Annotated in this window: 18 protein-coding genes, 1 tRNA gene and 1 pseudogene; 11 read left to right on the forward strand and 9 right to left on the reverse strand. The window is 61.5% G+C overall.

All coding sequences use genetic code 11. The features are described 5' to 3' along the window. Window positions 1–887: 887 nt before the first annotated feature. Together NKI46_RS09635 and NKI46_RS09640 are read left to right on the forward strand one after the other, a co-directional pair. A pseudogene (locus NKI46_RS09635) lies at window positions 888–1052 on the forward strand (JAB domain-containing protein); the annotation flags it as partial. Window positions 1053–1241: 189 nt separating this feature from the next. Further along, window positions 1242–1640: a RidA family protein gene (locus tag NKI46_RS09640; RefSeq protein ID WP_352745951.1), complete on the forward strand. Its 399-nt coding sequence runs from the start codon at window positions 1242–1244 to the stop codon at window positions 1638–1640. A gap of 88 nt (window positions 1641–1728) precedes the next feature. On the opposite strand, the gene NKI46_RS09645 is transcribed toward NKI46_RS09640, so the two are convergent. Next, window positions 1729–1854, reverse strand: coding sequence for a hypothetical protein (locus tag NKI46_RS09645; protein WP_280940303.1), 126 nt, complete (start codon window positions 1852–1854; stop codon window positions 1729–1731). A gap of 112 nt (window positions 1855–1966) precedes the next feature. Here NKI46_RS09645 and NKI46_RS09650 point away from each other — a divergent pair, with 112 nt between their 5' ends. Then, window positions 1967–2431 (forward strand): isochorismatase family protein, encoded by a 465-nt coding sequence (locus tag NKI46_RS09650; RefSeq protein WP_352745954.1) that lies wholly within the window; start codon window positions 1967–1969, stop codon window positions 2429–2431. 9 nt (window positions 2432–2440) lie between these two features. Here the strand turns inward: NKI46_RS09650 and NKI46_RS09655 are convergent, their stop codons facing one another. Then, window positions 2441–3373, reverse strand: coding sequence for a LysR family transcriptional regulator (locus NKI46_RS09655; RefSeq protein ID WP_352745957.1), 933 nt, complete (start codon window positions 3371–3373; stop codon window positions 2441–2443). A 160-nt stretch (window positions 3374–3533) separates the two neighbouring features. Here NKI46_RS09655 and NKI46_RS09660 point away from each other — a divergent pair, with 160 nt between their 5' ends. From NKI46_RS09660 to NKI46_RS09690, 7 genes are all read left to right on the forward strand, one after another. Beyond that, window positions 3534–4175 (forward strand): glutathione S-transferase family protein, encoded by a 642-nt coding sequence (locus NKI46_RS09660; RefSeq protein WP_027050354.1) that lies wholly within the window; start codon window positions 3534–3536, stop codon window positions 4173–4175. A 132-nt stretch (window positions 4176–4307) separates the two neighbouring features. Further along, on the forward strand, window positions 4308–5234 hold the full coding sequence (locus NKI46_RS09665) for a DMT family transporter (RefSeq protein ID WP_352745959.1): 927 nt from the start codon (window positions 4308–4310) through the stop codon (window positions 5232–5234). 228 nt (window positions 5235–5462) lie between these two features. Next, the gene (locus NKI46_RS09670) at window positions 5463–6347 is read left to right on the forward strand and encodes a cytochrome c oxidase subunit II (RefSeq protein WP_023667661.1); all 885 of its coding nucleotides are present in this window, start codon (window positions 5463–5465) and stop codon (window positions 6345–6347) included. Between the two features lie 22 nt (window positions 6348–6369). Then, window positions 6370–8139 (forward strand): cytochrome c oxidase subunit I, encoded by a 1770-nt coding sequence (gene ctaD / locus NKI46_RS09675; protein WP_352745961.1) that lies wholly within the window; start codon window positions 6370–6372, stop codon window positions 8137–8139. Beyond that, a complete protein-coding gene (locus NKI46_RS09680) occupies window positions 8136–8840 on the forward strand; it encodes a cytochrome c oxidase subunit 3 (RefSeq protein WP_023739003.1) in 705 nt (234 codons plus the stop codon). The genes ctaD and NKI46_RS09680 overlap by 4 nt, the downstream gene beginning before the upstream one ends. Before the next feature lie 13 nt (window positions 8841–8853). Continuing rightward, window positions 8854–9576 carry a heme-copper oxidase subunit III family protein gene (locus tag NKI46_RS09685; RefSeq protein WP_023710677.1) on the forward strand — a complete coding sequence of 241 codons (723 nt, stop codon included), beginning with the start codon at window positions 8854–8856 and terminating at the stop codon, window positions 9574–9576. A 9-nt stretch (window positions 9577–9585) separates the two neighbouring features. Then, window positions 9586–9984 carry a cytochrome C oxidase subunit IV family protein gene (locus NKI46_RS09690; RefSeq protein ID WP_023733688.1) on the forward strand — a complete coding sequence of 133 codons (399 nt, stop codon included), beginning with the start codon at window positions 9586–9588 and terminating at the stop codon, window positions 9982–9984. Window positions 9985–10046: 62 nt separating this feature from the next. On the opposite strand, the gene NKI46_RS09695 is transcribed toward NKI46_RS09690, so the two are convergent. The 4 genes from NKI46_RS09695 to tig form a co-directional block, all read right to left on the reverse strand. Beyond that, window positions 10047–10868, reverse strand: coding sequence for a DUF2189 domain-containing protein (locus NKI46_RS09695; RefSeq protein WP_023741491.1), 822 nt, complete (start codon window positions 10866–10868; stop codon window positions 10047–10049). A 179-nt stretch (window positions 10869–11047) separates the two neighbouring features. Further along, window positions 11048–11980: a heme o synthase gene (locus NKI46_RS09700; protein WP_023688232.1), complete on the reverse strand. Its 933-nt coding sequence runs from the start codon at window positions 11978–11980 to the stop codon at window positions 11048–11050. A 153-nt stretch (window positions 11981–12133) separates the two neighbouring features. Then, a complete protein-coding gene (locus tag NKI46_RS09705; RefSeq protein ID WP_023667668.1) occupies window positions 12134–12514 on the reverse strand; it encodes a c-type cytochrome in 381 nt (126 codons plus the stop codon). Window positions 12515–12770: 256 nt separating this feature from the next. Further along, on the reverse strand, window positions 12771–14243 hold the full coding sequence (gene tig / locus NKI46_RS09710; RefSeq protein WP_352444120.1) for a trigger factor: 1473 nt from the start codon (window positions 14241–14243) through the stop codon (window positions 12771–12773). 352 nt (window positions 14244–14595) lie between these two features. Here tig and NKI46_RS09715 point away from each other — a divergent pair. Beyond that, a tRNA-Leu gene (locus tag NKI46_RS09715) sits at window positions 14596–14680 on the forward strand. Between the two features lie 101 nt (window positions 14681–14781). Here NKI46_RS09715 and NKI46_RS09720 read toward each other — a convergent pair. The 3 genes from NKI46_RS09720 to NKI46_RS09730 form a co-directional block, all read right to left on the reverse strand. Next, window positions 14782–16230 carry an aromatic amino acid lyase gene (locus NKI46_RS09720; protein ID WP_352459106.1) on the reverse strand — a complete coding sequence of 483 codons (1449 nt, stop codon included), beginning with the start codon at window positions 16228–16230 and terminating at the stop codon, window positions 14782–14784. Window positions 16231–16305: 75 nt separating this feature from the next. Next, window positions 16306–16887 carry a GDYXXLXY domain-containing protein gene (locus tag NKI46_RS09725; RefSeq protein ID WP_023697610.1) on the reverse strand — a complete coding sequence of 194 codons (582 nt, stop codon included), beginning with the start codon at window positions 16885–16887 and terminating at the stop codon, window positions 16306–16308. Further along, the gene (locus NKI46_RS09730) at window positions 16884–17996 is read right to left on the reverse strand and encodes a DUF2157 domain-containing protein (RefSeq protein WP_352745967.1); all 1113 of its coding nucleotides are present in this window, start codon (window positions 17994–17996) and stop codon (window positions 16884–16886) included. The genes NKI46_RS09725 and NKI46_RS09730 overlap by 4 nt, the downstream gene beginning before the upstream one ends. Window positions 17997–18060 lie beyond the last annotated feature (64 nt).

Consider the following 18060-nt stretch of genomic DNA (forward strand, 5'->3'; position numbering starts at 1 on the left):
AACCGAATCGAACTGTAATAAACGGCAGGTTCCAGGAAGGCTGCAGCAGCATTAAAGCGTCCGAGATTGGCGACAAAGCTGACATCGGAATACTCAAGGCCGGAGTTAAACACCTTCACCACTTTGCGACATCACGATGTCCAGCAATCGACCGTCGAGTTGGGGCGCGCGGCCCTCGGACACGGGCGAGCAGCGCCCGTTGGCGGCCCCGATCGCCAAGCGCAGATCCGCCGAAGGGAAAGGCGTCCTTCATGGCGGGATGTCCGCCGCGGACTGCGGCGCGATCCGCGTCGGCACCGGTGTCCGCTATCGGATGCGATCGAGGCGTTGTCCCCCTCCGGCCTTTTTCTAGCCGGCAGCCCGAGACGGTCCTACCGTAGTCAGAACCCGCTTTCAGTGTTGCGCTAAGTCGCCGTAGAGGTGCGTGACGCACCGGTATCGACAGATGTTCTCAATGAAGATCGTTTTGTCGACCCCGAGTGCAGGAGGTCGTCTCGGTCTTCACCATTCGCGGACCCGATCATCCAAACAGAGACTTGGTTTGAGGTACAAGATGACGGAACCACTGTATCTAACGCCGGAGGAAGTGACTGAACGTTTTCGCGGTGCTATCTCGACAGGGACATTGGCCAATTGGCGAGCAATGCGCGTCGGGCCAGCTTTCGTGAAGATTGGAAAGTCCATCGTCTATCCCGTGGCCGACCTCAACGAATGGGCAAGTCAGCAAACCGTTAGGTGCCGTGCGACAAATCGACTCAAAGGGAAGGAACATGAGCAATCGTGAACATGGTCGAAAGAGGTCGCATACGCACCCCAGAACCCGCCCTCAGTCACGCCGCTGTCCAAATTTTATGATGCAAAATCAAGAAGATGCTGGGTTGCGACGGGTGATGCATAATCACCCATCAGGTGATCCGACACCATCGCGTGCGGACATCGAAATGACCAAGCAGATCATCGACAGCGCCAAGCCGCTCGGCATCGCCGTCCACGACCACATCATCATCGGCAAGAAAGGCAACGCCTCGATGAAGGGCCTGCTGCTGATCTGAGCCTGATGGGCGCCGGTGCCGTCATCCCAAACGCCACCGCTCGCGAGCCAATCAGCAACATTCCGCTTTGGCTCAAATGCCCACGCTTGCGGTGTAGAAGTGATATTGCGACGGAAGCGCCCGCTTCGGCGACAATGTGGTAGACCCGCGAATACGAAGCAGCCACAGCCATTGCAGGAGATCTATTCAATGACGCTCGAATGCATAAATCCAAATGATCTGCCGATTCCGGAAATGTACTCCCAGGTCGTCGTTGCGATAGGAAGCAAGCTGGTGTTCGTCTCGGGCCAGCAGCCAGAAGACATACACGGCAAGCTCGTTGGCCATGGTGATTTCGCAGTCCAGGCGCGCCTGGCGTTCGGGAATCTCGGCCGAGCGCTTGCTGCCGCCGGCGCTCGGCCCGAGCAAGTCTGCAAGATCACGATCTACATCGTCGATTACAAACGCGACGAACACGTGCCGATCATCGAAGCGGCCCAGATCGAGCTGTTCGGCGATCACAAGCCGGCAAACGTAGTGGTCGGGATAGCGGTGATGTCTCCCGGCTACCTGATAGAGATCGATGCGATCGCGGTCATCGACCCGTAGGCCAAGCGAGGACGCGTCAAGTCGCCCAAACAAATCCCGGAACTCGCTGCGAGATTGCCACGACCTTGATCTCTCCATCCATCCACGATCACATCGTCATCGGCAGGAATTGCGATGTCTCGATGAAGAGCCTGCTGCTCACCTGATCAACGTCGGAAACAGGAAACACGCAATGCCCCAGCCCGGCGACGAACCATGGGCGTTCGACAAGCAACGCGCAGCCTCCTGGTCATCGACATGCAAAGCGACTTCGTCGATGAGGGCGCCGTCATGGAAGTGGCCATGGCCCGCCATCGCATTCCGGCGATGCGGCAGGTGGTCGAGCTTTGCCGCGCGCAAGGCGTCCGGTTATCTACACCCAGCATGTGCTCAGCGACCATTTCGATATCTCGCCGCTGGAAACCGGCTATCAGCCGAAGCTGAAAACCAAAGGAATGCGGGAAAGCAGCGCCGGCGCCGAAATCGTCGCCGCGCTTGCGCCCTTGCCTGGGGATGTCGTCATCAAGAAGCACCGCTACGATGCCTTCCACAACACGCAGCTCGAGACGGTGTTGCGTAACATCCGTGGCGCAGGCCGGGTCGACACGGTGATCATCATCGGCACCGTGACCAGCATCTGCTGCGAATCCACCGCGCGGAGCGCCTTCATGCGCGACTACAAGGTGGCTTTCATCAGCGACGCCAATGGCGGACTGGACGAGCCATCGCACAATGCAACCCTCGACATCATAGGCAAGGTGTTCGGGCGCGTGATGACCGTCGCAGAGCTTGGGAGCTTGTTGCGGAGTTGAGCCCGCGCGTCAGCTGGCGTGCGTCTCGAGCCTACCGCCGCCGAGCCTGCCCTCAAGAAGGTCGCGCCGCTGCTGCAATTCGCCGGAGACGAATTTGGTGAAGGCGTGGACGCGCGCCGTGCGGCGCAAATCGTCGTGCACCAGCACCCACAGCGCCGAGCCAATCTCCTCGATCAGCCCTCCGACCCTTACAAGCCCGGGCAGGCTGTCGCCGAGATAACAGGGCAGCGCCGCAACCCCGATACCGGCGCCCGCCGCATACGACATCGTCACCAGGGAATCGGCGCGCATGGCGATCTCGACATCGGGCAGCGACGACCGCATCCAGCGGGCGACGCCGGTGTTGGCTAGGCTGTCGTCGGGCGCGATCCAGCGCAGCGCACCCAATCTCGGCTCCGGGGGTAGCGTTTCGGCATAGGAACGTGTCGCGTAGGCGGCGAAGGCGACGCCCGAAATGCGCCGGCCGACCAGGATTTCCTGCGGTTGCGACACCGGCCTGATCGCCACGTCTGCATCCCTTTGCGTCAGGTTGGCGATGGAATTCTGCGTCATCGCCTCGACCCGTATGCCGGGATGGAGCTTATGAAACGCCGCCAGGATCGGCGGCAGCGCCGACGCCATCAGCGTATCGGTGGTGGTGACCCGCAACCTGCCTTCGAACCTGAGATCCTGCCCCGACAGTTTGCGCGCCAGTTCATTGACCGTCTCGGCCATTGTGCGTGCCGCGCCCAGCAGTTCCTCGCCGCCCGCGGTGAGGGCATAGCCAGTCGGCAGCCGATCGAAAAGGCGGATACCCAGCCGCGCCTCGAAGGCGTTGACGCGCCGCAGCACAGTCGTGTGGTTCACGCCCAGGATCCGAGCCGCCGCCGCCAGCGAAGCGCCATCGGCGACGGCCAGCACCATGCGCAGATCTTCCCAGTCGATATCGCGTGAGCTGTGCATTCTTGCAGAAAGATAAAAGAAAGCGCTGCGCTCTGCGAGTCAAAATGACGCTTCGCTGTGCAAAAACGCAGAGCAAGCGGGCGAATCGGCATGTCGATCTGCGCATGCACGCACGCCATATGGAGTCCGACGACAAAAGAAACAGTCGCGGAGAAGAGCCATGACGCCGATAGAACTCTACACCTGCCAGACACCCAACGGGCACAAGGCCTCGATCATGCTGGAAGAGGTCGGCCTGCCCTACTCGGTCCGCTTGGTCGACATCGAAAGGGGCGACCAGACCAAGCCTGATTTCCTGGCGCTCAATCCCAACAACAAGATCCCGGTGATCGTCGACCGGGACGCCGGCCGCACGGTCTTCGAATCCGGCGCCATCCTACACTACCTGGCGCGACGGTCGGGCAAGCTTCAGCCGGTGGGCGCGCAGGAGGCGGACGATACGCTGACCTGGACCTTGTTCCAGGCGGCCCATGTCGGCCCGACGCTTGGCCAATTGTGGAATTACAAAATCTTCGCGCCGGAAAAAATCCCTTATGTGATCGAGCGTTTTGAGCGCGAAACCGGACGCGTCTTCCGAGTGCTCAATAGCCGGCTCAAGAACTATGAGCACATCGTCGGCAAAAGCTACGGCATCGCCGATGTGATGACATGGCCATGGATCAACGCGGCCGTCACCAGGCTCGGCCTCAGCCTCGATGACGCGCCAGACCTGGCGCGTTGGTATGCCGCCATAGGCCGACGCTCCGCAGTTGTCAGAGGCATTGCCGTTCCCGCCCTGCCCGAAGCATCGGCTGCCGCTTAGATCATGATGAGATTTGGTTGAAATCTCATCATGACCTAACCCTTTGTTGTAGCATGATCTTTTCCAAAAACCGGCACCCACTTTTTGGGATCATGCCCTAGCCGCCGCACCCCGCATTCAAGGAATACGATCGTGGAAATCCTCTTCATCCCTCTGGCGCTTGCCGCCGGTGGCCTGCTCGCAGTGCAGGCTGGCGCCAACGCCCAACTTTCAAAGGCGGTCGGCTCACCCTTTGCCGCGACCACGCTTCAGCTCGCGGTCGGCGCCATCGTGCTGTTGTCGATCACGGCCCTCACCGGAACGACACCGGCTCTGCTTGCCGTTCGGCAAGCCGAATGGTGGCATGCGATCGGCGGCATGGCTTCGGCCTTCTACGTCGTTTCGACCATTCTTCTGTTCCCTCGCCTTGGCGCCGTCGTGTGCGTCGGGCTCTTCATCGCTGGGCAGATGCTTGCATCCTTCGCCCTCGACACGTTCGGCTGGCTCGGGATCCCCGAAGCCGGACTGCGAGCCGGGCCTGCCTTCGGCATGCTCGTCTTGCTTGCCGGGGCTGCCCTCATCGTTCTGGGACAGAAGGGCGCGGCCGACAATACCGCATCCTCAAGACCAGGGTGGATCGGCCTGGCGCTGCTGGCAGGCGCCGTGCTTCCGGTGCAAGGCGCTGTAAACGCCTTGCTTCGGCACGACCTTGGCGGCGCGCCGTTTGCGGTCGGCACCATCTCGTTCCTGGTGGCGATGCTGGCCATGGCCGCGGTGCTTCTGATCGCGCTTGCCCTGACGAAGACGCCCCGCCCTCGCCTCGCCGGCCTGTCGTCGATGCCCTGGTGGGGCTGGCTCGGAGGTTTTGCCGGCGCCACCTATGTCACGACCGTGTTCACCGCCATCCCCGTCATCGGAGCGGCAGCTGCCGTCAGCCTGACGGTGGCCGGCCAGCAGGTCGCCGGCATCTTCGTCGACACCTTCGGCTGGTTCCGCCTGCCGCAGCGGCTTGTCTCCGGCATGCGGCTCGCCGGCGTCGTGCTGCTTTTGGCCGGCTGCATCATCATCAAGGCGCTTTGATCCCGCTGGAACAAGGCAAGCCGAATCAAACCAGCCCCTGCCCTCCCTGATTTGGGGGGTCAGGTGTCGCTCCGGCGTCACCAACGAAGCAAGGTCCGGGCGCCGCAGAAGCAATTTTTCGCTCCTTCCACAACCGGCTCTAGAATTTCGATCGCAAATCACGCATGATGCACTTGGTATTTTCCCGGGACGGCTTCGCGCCCCCTGAAATACCGGGAGGAACGGGACATGCCCATAGTGGTTGTACTCGTTTTGATCGTCGTGGGCTCGGTGTTGTTCCACTTCCTGAGCCCATGGTGGTGGACTCCGATTGCCTCGAATTGGGACTATATCGACAACACCATCATCATCACCTTTTGGATTACCGGCGTCGTCTTCGCCGCAGTCGTCCTATTCATGGCCTATTGCGTTTTCCGCTTCCGTCACCGCGAAGGCAACCAGGCGGCCTACGAACCGGAGAACAAGCGGCTCGAATGGTGGCTGACGATCGTCACCGGAGTGGGTGTTACCGCCATGCTGGTTCCCGGCCTGTTTGTCTGGAGCCGGTTCGTCAACGTTCCAAGCGACGCAACCGTGGTCGAAGTCGTCGGCCAGCAATGGCAGTGGAGCTTCCGCTTGCCCGGCAAGGACGGCAAACTCGGCACATCCGACACCCGCGACGTCACCGCTGAAAATCCGCTGGGCGTGATCGCCAAGGATCCCAGCGGCCAGGACGACGTCGTGGTCGAAGCGGCCGACCTGCATCTGCCGGTCGGCAAGCCGGTCAAGATGCTGCTGCGCTCGATCGATGTGTTGCACGATTTCTACGTTCCGGAATTCCGCGCCAAGATGGACATGATACCGGGCTCGGTCACCTATTTCTGGTTCACCCCCACCAAGACCGGGACCTTCCAGGTTCTGTGCGCCGAACTGTGCGGCCAGGGGCACCCGATGATGCATGGCATCGTCATGGTCGATACCGAGCAGGACTATGTGGCCTGGCTCGACCAGCAGCAGACGTTCGCGCAGTTGTCGGCGCCGCAGCAGACGGGCTCGGTGGAACAGGCGCCGGGCAACGCGACGGCGTCAGCTCTAGAAGTTGCGGCAAAACTCGAAACTGTCGGGTCCCGCTGAAGGGCACGGAGGTGCTCCGCCTATGGTCGATATCACGCCTGCAGATGCCGTCCCGCCCGCCGAAGTCGCGGAAATGGAGCTTTACCATCCGCACAGCTGGTGGACGAAGTATGTCTTCTCGCAGGACGCCAAGGTCATCGCCATCCAGTATTCGGCGACCGCAACGGCCATCGGCCTGGTCGCGCTGGTGCTGTCCTGGCTGATGCGGCTGCAGCTCGGCTTCCCCGGCACGTTCGATTTCATCACCCCCGAGGCCTACTACCAGTTCATCACCATGCACGGCATGATCATGGTGATCTACCTGCTCACGGCACTCTTCCTCGGCGGCTTCGGCAACTACCTGATCCCGCTGATGGTCGGCGCCCGCGACATGGTCTTTCCCTATGTCAACATGCTGAGCTACTGGATCTACCTCCTTGCCGTGCTGGTTCTGGTGTCGAGCTTCTTTGCGCCCGGCGGACCGACCGGCGCCGGCTGGACGCTCTATCCGCCGCAAGCCATCATGACCGGCACACCTGGCGGCCAGGAATGGGGCATCGTCCTGATGCTCGTCTCGCTGATCCTGTTCATCATCGGCTTCACCATGGGCGGTCTGAACTATGTCGTGACGGTGCTGCAGGCCCGCACGCGCGGCATGACGATGATGCGCCTGCCGCTGACCGTCTGGGGCATCTTCACCGCCACCGTCATGGCGCTGCTCGCCTTTCCGGCGCTGTTCGTCGCCTGCGTGATGATGCTGCTCGACCGCGCGCTTGGAACCTCCTTCTTCATGCCCGCAGTCGTCGAGATGGGGGAACAGCTACAGCACAATGGCGGCAGCCCGATCCTGTTCCAGCATCTGTTCTGGTTCTTCGGCCACCCGGAAGTCTACATCGTGGCGCTGCCGGCCTTCGGCATCGTCTCCGATCTGATCAGCACGCATGCGCGCAAGAACATTTTTGGCTACCGAATGATGGTCTGGGCCATCGTTGGCATCGGCGCGCTGAGCTTCGTGGTCTGGGCGCACCACATGTATGTCAGCGGCATGCACCCCTATTTCGGCTTCTTCTTCGCCACCACGACACTGATCATCGCCATCCCGACGGCGATCAAGGTCTACAATTGGGTGCTGACGCTGTGGCGGGGCGACATCCATCTCACCATCCCGATGCTGTTTGCCATGGCTTTCATTGTCACCTTCGTCAATGGCGGGTTGACCGGGCTGTTTCTCGGCAACGTCGTCGTCGACGTCCCGCTGTCGGACACGATGTTCGTCGTCGCCCACTTCCATATGGTCATGGGTGTTGCTCCGATCGTCGTCATCTTCGGCGCGATCTACCACTGGTACCCGAAGGTCACCGGCCGGATGCTGAACGAGACGCTCGGCCGGTTCCATTTCTGGGTCACATTTCTCGGCGCCTACCTGATCTTCTTTCCCATGCATTACATCGGCCTGATGGGCGTGCCGCGGCGCTATGCCGAACTGACCGACGTGACGGTCATGACGGAGTCGGCGCATCACCTGAACTCGTTCATCAGCATCATGGCGTTTATCGTCGGCTTCGCCCAGATCGTTTTCCTGTTCAATCTTATCTGGAGCATCCGCCATGGGCGCGAGGCCGGTGGCAATCCATGGCGAGCCACGACACTCGAATGGCAAACGCCGCAGACGCCACCGGCGCATGGCAATTTCGGCAAGGATCTGCCGATCGTCTATCGCTGGGCCTATGACTACAGCGTGCCGGGCGCCAAGGAGGACTTCATTCCGCAAAACATGCCGGGCACGTTCGGTCCCTCCAGGGAGCCGGCATGAGCGTCATCCTGGTCTTCCTTCTCGTGATCGCCGGCTTTGCCGGCTGGTGGCTCTCGCATCAGCGGCTGATGGCGAAACCATGGCTCGAGCAAGGTGTGGCAGGAGATTTTGTCGCCTTCGACCGATCGAGCCTGCCGACCGCCAAGATTGGCCTCGGTGTCTTCCTCGCCGTGGTCGGCTGCCTGTTTGCGCTGTTCACCAGCGCCTACTTCATGCGTATGGCGCTGTCGGACTGGCAGCCGCTGCCCATCCCACGCCTGCTCTGGCTCAACACCGGCATGCTGGTGCTGAGCAGCGTTGCGCTGCAATGCGCCTCGATCGCGGCGCGCAAGCGCCAGATGGACACGGTCAGGCTCGGCCTTGCTGCGGCTGGGCTCACCGCGATCGCCTTCCTCATCGGGCAGCTCATGGCATGGCGGGACCTGACCGCCGATGGCTATTTTCTAGCCTCCAATCCGGCCAACAGTTTTTTCTATCTGATAACAGGGATGCACGGCCTGCACATAGTGGGAGGGCTGGTGGGCCTGAGCAGGACAACCGCCGGCGCCTGGAACGGCGCACGCCCGGAACGGCTTCGCCTCAGCGTCGAATTATGCGCCATGTACTGGCATTTCCTGCTTTTCGTCTGGCTCGCCATCTTCGCCCTTTTGGCCGGCTGGGCCGCGACGTTCATCGATATTTGCCGGCAGTTGCTGACCTAGGAGGTCGAGGAGCATGGCAGAAACGACACTGACGCATACCGGCCAAACGGAGACGCGGCCCGCAGGCTGGCAAGGCATCGCCGCCGATTGGTCCTCGGATCAGCGCGCGTTCAAGAACGTGTCCTGGGGCAAGGCCATGATGTGGATATTCCTGCTCAGCGACACCTTCATCTTCGGCTGCTTCCTGCTCTCCTACATGACCGCGCGCGTCTCCACACGTGTGCCGTGGCCCAATCCGAGCGAGGTCTTTGCGCTTCGCATCGGCGGTTCGGACATTCCACTGATCCTGATTGCCATCATGACCTTCGTGCTGATATCGAGCAGCGGAACGATGGCCATGGCGGTCAATTTTGGCTATCGCCGCGACCGCCGCAAAACCGCAATCCTCATGCTTCTGACGGCAGCGCTAGGAGCCACCTTCGTCGGCATGCAAGCCTTCGAATGGACCAAGCTGATTACCGAAGGCGTACGGCCGTGGGGCAATCCCTGGGGCGCGGCACAATTCGGTTCGACTTTCTTCATGATCACCGGCTTCCACGGCACGCATGTGACGATCGGGGTGATCTTCCTCGTCATCGTGGCGCGAAAGGTCTGGCGTGGAGACTATGACGTCGGACGTCCCGGCTTCTTCACCAGCCGCAGGGGTCGCTACGAGAACGTCGAAATCATGGGGCTCTACTGGCATTTCGTCGACCTGGTCTGGGTGTTCATTTTCGCATTCTTCTATCTTTGGTGAGAGGCTGACATGGCTGAAGCAACCGCAAACGGCCTCGGGCAACACGCGCTGCACTCTGATCATGCGCATGAAGGGCCACCGACCGGCGTCGCGGAGGTTCATCAGGAACATCCGATCAAGCTCTATCTGGTGGTCTGGGCGTGGCTGTTCATCCTCAGCGCCTGCTCCTACATGGTCGATTATCTCGGCATCCACGGCTATCTCAGATGGTCTCTGATCCTGATCTTCATGATCCTCAAGGCCGGGCTGATCGTCGCCGTGTTCATGCACATGGCCTGGGAGCGGCTGGCGCTTACCTATGCGATCATCCTGCCGCCGCTTCTGATACTGGTGTTCGTGGCGATGATGCTCTTCGAAGCGGACTACACGCTTCTCACCCGGTTGTCCTTCTTCGGACCGGGGCCCTGACGCACAGCTTCATCTCCGGTCAAAGACCGGAGATGAAGCTTCCCATCAGTTGATCTGCGGGGTCAGAGGCCGACCGTCCTCGCGGACGATGGCGGCTCCACAACCTTGCGGTAGACATGCCAGGTGGCGTGGCCCAGGATCGGCAGCACGACCGCCAGCCCGGCAAACACCGGCAGCGAGCCGATGATCAAGGCGACGGCGACAATCAGTCCCCAGACAGCCATGGGGATCGGGTTCGCCAGCACAACTCGCACCGAGGTGTGGATGGCTTCGTAGGCGCCGACGTCGCGGTCGAGCAACAATGGGAAGGCGACGACCGTCGTGCACAACACCACCACGGCGAAGACGAAGCCGATGGCGTGCCCCAGGACAATCAGAGACCAGCCGCGTCCGGTGGCAAATATTTCATTGATGAAGCCCGAAATCGATGCAGGCGGAGCCGGGCCGAAGAGATATTCGTAGAACACCTGCGCCGCCAAAAGCCAGGCGATGAAGATTGCAACCAGCATGATCCCGACTGCGGCGATGGCTGGCAGGGCCGGAGAATTCCTGACCTCGAACGCGTGCGTCCAGGAGGTGTCGAGCCCGGCTTCTCGTCTGCGGCTGATCTCGTAAAGGCCGATCGCCGCGAATGGACCGATAAGCGCAAAGCCGGACACCAGCGGAAACAACATCGGCAACGCATTGGCGCCCGAAGTCCAGGCAGCGAGCACCACGCCGACAAGCGGATAGATCAGGCAGAGAAAGACGATGTGCGACGGTTTGACCATAAAATCGTCAACACCGCGCTTGAGCGCATCGAAAAGATCGGAAACACTGATTTTTCGGATTTTGGTGTGTTCCAGCGTTTCGCTGGCGCCTGCAATCACGTGAAAACTTGTCATGCCCGTTCCTCCAGACCAGGTCCGGCAAGGTCGCGGTTTCACGGTGCTGCCGTTCTGCATGACTGGCCACGCGAACCGCGACCTGCACCGCAATCAATATACTCCATTGACTGGAGCTTGTCGCCCGTTCTTACAAAAGGCTCCCGGAAGGCGAGGTTTCCGAACACAGCGTCATGCCGTCACCCTCCGGCTGACATGAACGCGCGTATCGCTATGGTGTCGGCAAGCAGCACGGCAAAGATCGCGAAAAGATAGAAGATCGAATAGGCAAACAGCGCCTTGGCCGGCTTCATCTCCTTGTCGAGGATGACCAGGGCGTTCCAGGCATGCCAGATGAAACCCGCGCCCAATGCAGCCGAAACAATCCCATAGACCCCGCTCGTAAATCCGAACGCCCAGGGCAGCACTCCGATCGGTGCCAGGAGCAGTGAATAGGCGAAGATCTGCCTTCTGGTCGAGGCCTGGCCGGCCACGTTCGGCATCATCGGGATGCCGGCAGCGGCATAGTCGCCGGCCTTGAACAGTGCGAGCGCCCAGAAATGCGGCGGCGTCCACAGGAAAATGATCAGGAACAGGATGAGGCTTTCAATGCCGATGGCGCCGGTGGCCGCCGCCCAGCCGATCATCGGAGGAAGGGCACCCGCCGCGCCGCCGATGACGATGTTCTGCGGTGTCGAGCGCTTCAGCCACATCGTATAGATGACGACGTAGAAAAAGATGGTGAAGGCCAGCAGTGACGCGGCAAGCCAGCCCACCAGCACGCCGAGCGTCATGACCGAAAGTGCGGAAAGCACCAGGCCGAAGCCGAGCGCTTCGCCGGCCGTGACGCGGCCCGACGGAACCGGCCGCTTTGACGTGCGCGACATCAGCGCGTCGATGTCGGCGTCGTACCACATGTTGAGCGCGCCGGCCGCTCCCGCTCCAACCGCAATCGCACCTATGGCGATCACGGCGATGACCGGGTTCATCGCGCCGGGCGCCACCATCAGACCGACGAAGGCGGTAAAGACGGCAAGGGCCATGACCCGAGGCTTCAAGAGCGCAAAGAAATCACTGGCCGTCGCTTCCGAGAGGCGGACGCCGGTATCCTTAAGGCTTTCCTTGACCGACATTTGAGACGACCATCGATGGAAACCGGGCAGCCTAGAGCAATTCCAGAAAGAGCGTATGCGGTTTTCCGTCCGGAATTGCGTAAGAACAAAGAGATCGAGCGGATCGCCGTTTCCGTGAGACGGTGAAACGCTCTGGCCGGCCGACGAGCCAGGTTACGGGGAAAATTGCTTCAGATAGGCGATGACGTTGGCGACGTCCTCGTCCTTCTTGAGACCGGGAAACGCCATCTTCGTCCCTTTGACCATTGCCTTGGGGTCGTGAAGATACGTCGTCAGTGTCGGTTCATCCCATTTGACGCCGGATGTGCCGGCCGCGATCATGGCTTCGGAATATTTGAAATCCGGATGCGTGCCGGCCGTCCGGCCGATAACGCCATGCAACGAAGGGCCTATCTTGTTGGTATCTTGGTCTGCGACGTGGCAGACCTTGCATTTGGTGAAGACCTTCTCGCCCGCCGCGGCGTCCTGTGCCCGCGATGGATTGGCGATGAAAGTTGCAACGGAAACGACGGCGAAAAACGCAACCAAGCGCATGGCATTCCTCCCTGATCGTCAAATTTGCCTGAGACGGTCTGCACATGCCGGTAGCACCAGCATGCGCCCTGCACGGCAGAATAGATTCTCCGCTTCTCCCCAGTGGAATTGCGCCACCTGTGTACCACAGAATATCGCCGGCAGGTAGAACAGGTCGACCGTACAAAGGTTCAGGTCGTCTGCAGTGGCTCAAGAGACCGCCACAACGAAAAAGGCCGCCTCGAGGGCGGCCTTTTCTGATCTTGTCGTCAGGCGCTTATTCGGCGTCCTTGGCGGCCTTCTTCTTCGGGGCTGCCTTCTTCTTCGGCTCTTCCGCGTCGTCGGCCTTTTCAGCCTTGTCGGCCTTCTTGGCAGCGGCCTTCTTCGCCGGCTTGGCCTTGGCTGTATCCTCTTCGTCGTCAGCCATCAGCTCTTCCTTGCTGACCTTGACGTCGGTGACCGAGATCTGGCTGAGCAGATGGTCGACGACCTTCTCCTCGAACATCGGCGCGCGCAGCGTGTTCAGGGCTTCCGGATTGCTGCGATAGAACTCGAAGGCTTCCTGCTGCTGGTTGGCCGGGTAGCGGCGCACCTGCTCGAACAGGCCGCGCTGCAGTTCCTCGTCGGAAACGGTGACGCCGGCCTTCTCGCCGATCTCGGCCAAAACCAGGCCGAGACGCACGCGGCGCTCGGCAAGCCGCAGATATTCGGCGCGTGCCTCTTCTTCCGTCGTCTCCTCGTCGGCGAAGGTACGGCCGGCGGCTTCGAGATCGCGGTTGACCTGGGTCCAGATGTTGTTGAACTCGGCATCGACGAGCTTCGACGGCGCCTCGAACGAATAGGCCGCGTCAAGCTGGTCGAGCAGCTGGCGCTTGACCTTCTGGCGGGTCATCGAACCGAACTGGTTCTCGATCTGGCCGCGCACCACGTCGCGCAGGCGCTCCAGCGATTCCAGGCCGAGGTTCTTGGCCATCTCGTCGTTGATTTCCAGCGCGCCGGGCTTGGACACTTCCTTGACGGTGACGTCGAAGGTGGCTTCCTTGCCGGCCAGATGCGCTGCCTGGTAGTTTTCCGGGAAAGTGACCGTGACCTGCTTCTCGTCGCCGGCCTTGGCGCCGATCAGCTGGTCCTCGAAGCCCGGGATGAATTCCTTGGAACCCAGAACCAGCGGCTGGTCGGTGCCGGCGCCGCCGGAAAAGGCCTCGCCGTCGATCTTCCCGAGATAGTCGATCAAAACGCGGTCGCCTTCGGCGGCCTTGCCGGTCTTCGGCTCGAAGCTGCGCGCCGATTCGGCAACGCGCTGGACCTGCTCGTCGATCTCGCTGTCCGGCACTTCGAATACCTGGCGCGTCACCTTGATGTCGGAGAAATCCTTGATCTCGATCGCCGGGATGACCTCGTAGTTGAGGCGGAATTCGAAGTCGGCGCCGCCGGCCAGGATCTTCTCGGCCTCTTTCTCATCTTCCGTCATGATCACTTCAGGTTGCATGGCGGCCTTTTCGCCGCGCCCCGTGATGATCGAACGGGTCGAATCGTTGAGGATCTCATTGACCACTTCGGCCATGAACGACTTGCCGTAGACCTTGCGCAAATGCTGCACAGGCACCTTGCCGGGACGGAAGCCGTTGATGCGGACCTTGTTCCTGGCGTCGGACAGCCGCGCCATCAGCTTGGCTTCCATATCACCGGCCGGCACGGTGATCTTGATCTCGCGCTTGAGACCGGAGTTGAGCGTTTCGGTGACCTGCATCGTAAAACCTTTATCTTCACCAAAGAGGCTGCCACGGCGTCTTGCCGTTCACAGCCTGCCGGTACAATCTTGCCGGGAATGGCTTTTGGTACGGAACCTGGCGATTTGACCGAAATTACGGCTCAAATTGTTCCAAACTGCGTTCCAAGATGTGAATAAGTTCTTGTTTTTCCTACTTCTTATCACATTCTGCAGAAGCGGATCGGCGCGTCCCGTCACATTTGACACGCCTTTTGTCACAGGCGAGGCCAATTTTCAACCATCTTCGCGTTGCAGCGAATGACCGCCCCAACGGCAGACATTTTCGCCCCGACATTGACAGAATGATGGCTACATGGGATTGCCGACAAATGCGGATGTGGCGGAACTGGTAGACGCCCTGGATTTAGGTTCCAGTGCCGAAAGGCGTGGGGGTTCGAGTCCCTTCATCCGCACCACCCTTCGCTCTATCGAGCTTCGGGTGGCAGGCCACCCAGGAGCTTGATAAAGCGAAGGGTGTCCTCCGAAGCCGTGGCGTAGGAGGACTGGCGGCGACGGCCTACACTTCAAACACTTGACCGGTAAACCACTCCGCCAATTTCGCCAGCTCCGGCCCCAGCACCCGGTCGGCGTCGACCGGCGGCACGATCTTCCTGATATCCGCGACAAAATCCTGCAATGCCGGCGGCGCGGCGCGTTCAGTCACGTACAGGGCCTGCGAGGCGATCATCGCCAGCATCGCCATTGCCGCATCGAGGCAGCGGCCGGCCGTCGCTTCCTTGGTCCAGGCGAAGAATGCGGTGGTGGCGACGTCGTCCTGGCCGGCGCCGGCCGATTCGGTGCCCGGAATGAAGGTGCGCTGCGCCGCGAGTTTGGCCTGTTCGAGATAGCCGGTGATCGCCATCGGCACATAGCCGACATTGCCGTGCCCGTCGCTGTCGGCCCAATGCCGCCCGGTCATCAACAGGTCGGGCAGCAGCGACACCTTGCCGTTCAGCAGCTTTGAGGCGTGGCGGTCGCAGAGCAGGCAGAGATCGGCCCAGATCGCCGCCAGATCGTCGAGCGCCGGCGTCGCCATGGCATTGTGATAGCCGCCGGTCGAGATGCAGCGCCCCAGCGGGTGCGCCGCGTCGGGCGGGATATAGACTGGATTGTCCGAGATCGAGGCCAGCGATACGGTCGCCGCCTGCTCGGCGCCGGCCAGCGCCCGATGCGCATGGCCGAGCACACGCGGCACGATGCGGTAGCTGACCGGCGCCTGATAATTGCGCCGTCCATCCCCTGCGCCGACCAGAAACTGCCGCAACCCTTGCAAGGCGGCCGCTTCGTGTTCGTCGCCCCAGAGCCCGTCGAGCGCTGCATCATAATGCTCGAGCGGCGCACGAAACGCTTCGATCGACAGCGCGAACACCTTGTGCGCCATGGCGAGGCGACGACGCGCGGCAAGTGCTGCGTCCGCCACCAGTGCCGCCGCGCAGGGCGAGCCGTTGATCAGCGAACCGCGCTCCTTCACCTCAAGCTCAAGGCTGGCGGTAAGCGCAGCAAACAGCGGATAGAGCGCCAGGATCTCGCCGGCGCCACCCTGCCCTTGCGACGGCACCACCGGCATCGGGCCGCCGTCGAGCATCGCCGCGACCGCCCGTGCGATGCGCGGCGTGGTCGCGGCATTGCCATCGATAAAGTTGGTCAGCCGCGCCAACACGATCGCCCTTACGACGCGCTCAGGCAATGGCTCACCGAACGATGTGGCGGCAGCAAAAGCCTTGATGCGCGCATGGCGGTCGCGCTCGTCAAGTTCGAGCTTGCGGCTTGCCAGCTCGCCCATCGCGGTGGTGACGCCGTAGATGACCGGCGGCGGATCGGACTCAATGAGTTTCAGGAACGAGGCGCGGCATTCGGCAATGCGTTGCAAGGCCTTGTCGCCGATTTCGACCGTGTCGTTTCTCCAGGCGACGCGCAAAACGGCATCGAGATTGATATCTTCGCGCGTCGTCACCGTAATCGGCATTGTCTTCGCCCGTCTGGTTTGCATGAGGGCGAAGCGATCGATCGTTGCCGAAATCCATGCCCTGGGTAATGTCTTCTAGTAGAGCGGTTCCTCAAACAATGTCTTGTCGCCGTCCATCAGCGCCTTGATCTGTGCCTGGCCACTGGCGGCGAGCGCGATGCGCACGCCGAATGGCCGCACCCGCATGTCGTTCTGGATCGCCATGCCCTGGCCCTCAGGTAGGTAGAAGCGGTCGATGCCGTATTGCGGTGCGATCGTGGATTCAGGATCAAGCGTCCAGCCCGGCGCGACCTGGCCGACAATATCGGCTTCGTCGGCGGTCGCCGGCGTCGGAGCCTTGCCGAACCAGGCCGTGGTCGCATGCCAATAGCCGTCGGCACCCGGCTTCAGCCGGACCACGATCGGCGTGTTCTCGCTCACGAGCTGGCCGGCCGGGATGTTGGCGATCAGCTTCACCGGCAAGCGCGATATTTCATAGCCGAGGATAATATAGTCGCCGCGCAGCAGATCGCGCGGATCGACCGGCTCGACTTTCAGCAAGACCTCCTTGCCGTTGCGCAGGATCGCCGCGCGGCCGGCGATGATCCAGCTCAGGAAGCCGATCTGGACGAGCGCCAGGACCAGCGCCGAGATGACAAGTTTCTTTCCCGACATCATGCTGCCGCTCCTTCCGGGGCCTTCATGCGTTTTTCCACACGGATGATGACGAGAGCCAGGATGCCGAACAGCACTGCGGCAGCCAGGAAGAAGCCGGCCGTGCCGAGCATCGTCTGCAAGGTCACGACATAGATAATGGCGAGCTCGAAGGCAAAGCCGGCATAGGCAACCCAGCGCAGCCCCCTGCTCTCGCGCCCGCCCAGCATGATCGCCGCGGCAATGCCGGCCAGTGCGATGACCGACGCAATGGCAAAGCCGTTGCTGAAGGCGTTGTCATCGCCCAGTTCGATCTGCATCATCGCCAGCCCGGTGAGAAAGCCGATCAAGGCGTGCAAAGGCAACCGCCCGCCGAGCTGCAAGATCCGGTCGGCCGGCCCAGCGGCGAAGATCGAAACCGCAAACAGCAGCGCCGACACCACGACGAGAGGAATAGCCAGGGCGAGCGTGTTCTGGTGCAGGCCGCGCACCGCGATATAGAAAATGACCGAGAGAATGATCAGGTGGCGTGCCGGCTGGCTGCGCGTCCACAACGAGACGACAAAAAGCACCGGCGCCATGATAACGAAGAAATCCGGAAATACGGGGCGGTCATAAAAGTCGAACGCGCGCACGAACAGCCAGGCAACGGATATGCCGACGGCAGCGACCGTCAGCGGGTTCGAGCGCAACGCCACCGCGGCTGATGCCGTGCCGATGCCCCAAGTGACGATGGCCGAGGCTTCGTCACCCGTGAGATGGTACATCTGGCCGATCAGCGCGATCGATCCGCCGAAGGCCGCGGCGGCCACGATCCACAGCGCCTCGCCGATCGCCGCATGGTCGCGCATCTTCAACACCGCGCCGCCGACATAGCCGGCGAGAATGACGGCAAACAGCGCCGCGACCCGCACCAGCCGCGGGATCGCGTCCCAGTTGGCGGCGACGAAGAGCAGGATCGCGGCGCCGAACAGCAGCGCTGCCATCATGGCCAATATAGTGCCGAAGCTCAGCGATTTGCGCTCGTTTGCGTCGATGTCGCACTTAAGCGCATCGGCCGTCTTGGCGTCGATCAGGCCGGCCTGCAGCCACCGCCCGATATCGGCCCTCGCCCGTGACGAATAACTCGCCATGCCGCTTCTCCCCCAGCTTGGTCTTTCTGACAGCCGATCCGCCCAAATCGTTGACGCAACGTCA

Source organism: Mesorhizobium sp. M0615 (genome assembly GCF_040320805.1).
Lineage (GTDB): Bacteria > Pseudomonadota > Alphaproteobacteria > Rhizobiales > Rhizobiaceae > Mesorhizobium.

Bases quoted from the DNA above. Each gene is read 5' to 3' on its own strand.
- NKI46_RS09730 (WP_352745967.1), bottom strand. From the start codon at position 17,996: ATGGCGAGTTATTCGTCACGGGCGAGGGCCGATATCGGGCGGTGGCTG.
- NKI46_RS09685 (WP_023710677.1), top strand. From the start codon at position 8,854: ATGGCAGAAACGACACTGACGCATACCGGCCAAACGGAGACGCGGCCC.
- NKI46_RS09660 (WP_027050354.1), top strand. From the start codon at position 3,534: ATGACGCCGATAGAACTCTACACCTGCCAGACACCCAACGGGCACAAG.
- NKI46_RS09720 (WP_352459106.1), bottom strand. From the start codon at position 16,230: ATGCCGATTACGGTGACGACGCGCGAAGATATCAATCTCGATGCCGTT.
- NKI46_RS09690 (WP_023733688.1), top strand. From the start codon at position 9,586: ATGGCTGAAGCAACCGCAAACGGCCTCGGGCAACACGCGCTGCACTCT.
- NKI46_RS09695 (WP_023741491.1), bottom strand. From the start codon at position 10,868: ATGACAAGTTTTCACGTGATTGCAGGCGCCAGCGAAACGCTGGAACAC.
- NKI46_RS09680 (WP_023739003.1), top strand. From the start codon at position 8,136: ATGAGCGTCATCCTGGTCTTCCTTCTCGTGATCGCCGGCTTTGCCGGC.
- NKI46_RS09725 (WP_023697610.1), bottom strand. From the start codon at position 16,887: ATGATGTCGGGAAAGAAACTTGTCATCTCGGCGCTGGTCCTGGCGCTC.
- NKI46_RS09670 (WP_023667661.1), top strand. From the start codon at position 5,463: ATGCCCATAGTGGTTGTACTCGTTTTGATCGTCGTGGGCTCGGTGTTG.
- NKI46_RS09640 (WP_352745951.1), top strand. From the start codon at position 1,242: ATGACGCTCGAATGCATAAATCCAAATGATCTGCCGATTCCGGAAATG.
- tig (WP_352444120.1), bottom strand. From the start codon at position 14,243: ATGCAGGTCACCGAAACGCTCAACTCCGGTCTCAAGCGCGAGATCAAG.
- NKI46_RS09700 (WP_023688232.1), bottom strand. From the start codon at position 11,980: ATGTCGGTCAAGGAAAGCCTTAAGGATACCGGCGTCCGCCTCTCGGAA.
- ctaD (WP_352745961.1), top strand. From the start codon at position 6,370: ATGGTCGATATCACGCCTGCAGATGCCGTCCCGCCCGCCGAAGTCGCG.
- NKI46_RS09655 (WP_352745957.1), bottom strand. From the start codon at position 3,373: ATGCACAGCTCACGCGATATCGACTGGGAAGATCTGCGCATGGTGCTG.
- NKI46_RS09705 (WP_023667668.1), bottom strand. From the start codon at position 12,514: ATGCGCTTGGTTGCGTTTTTCGCCGTCGTTTCCGTTGCAACTTTCATC.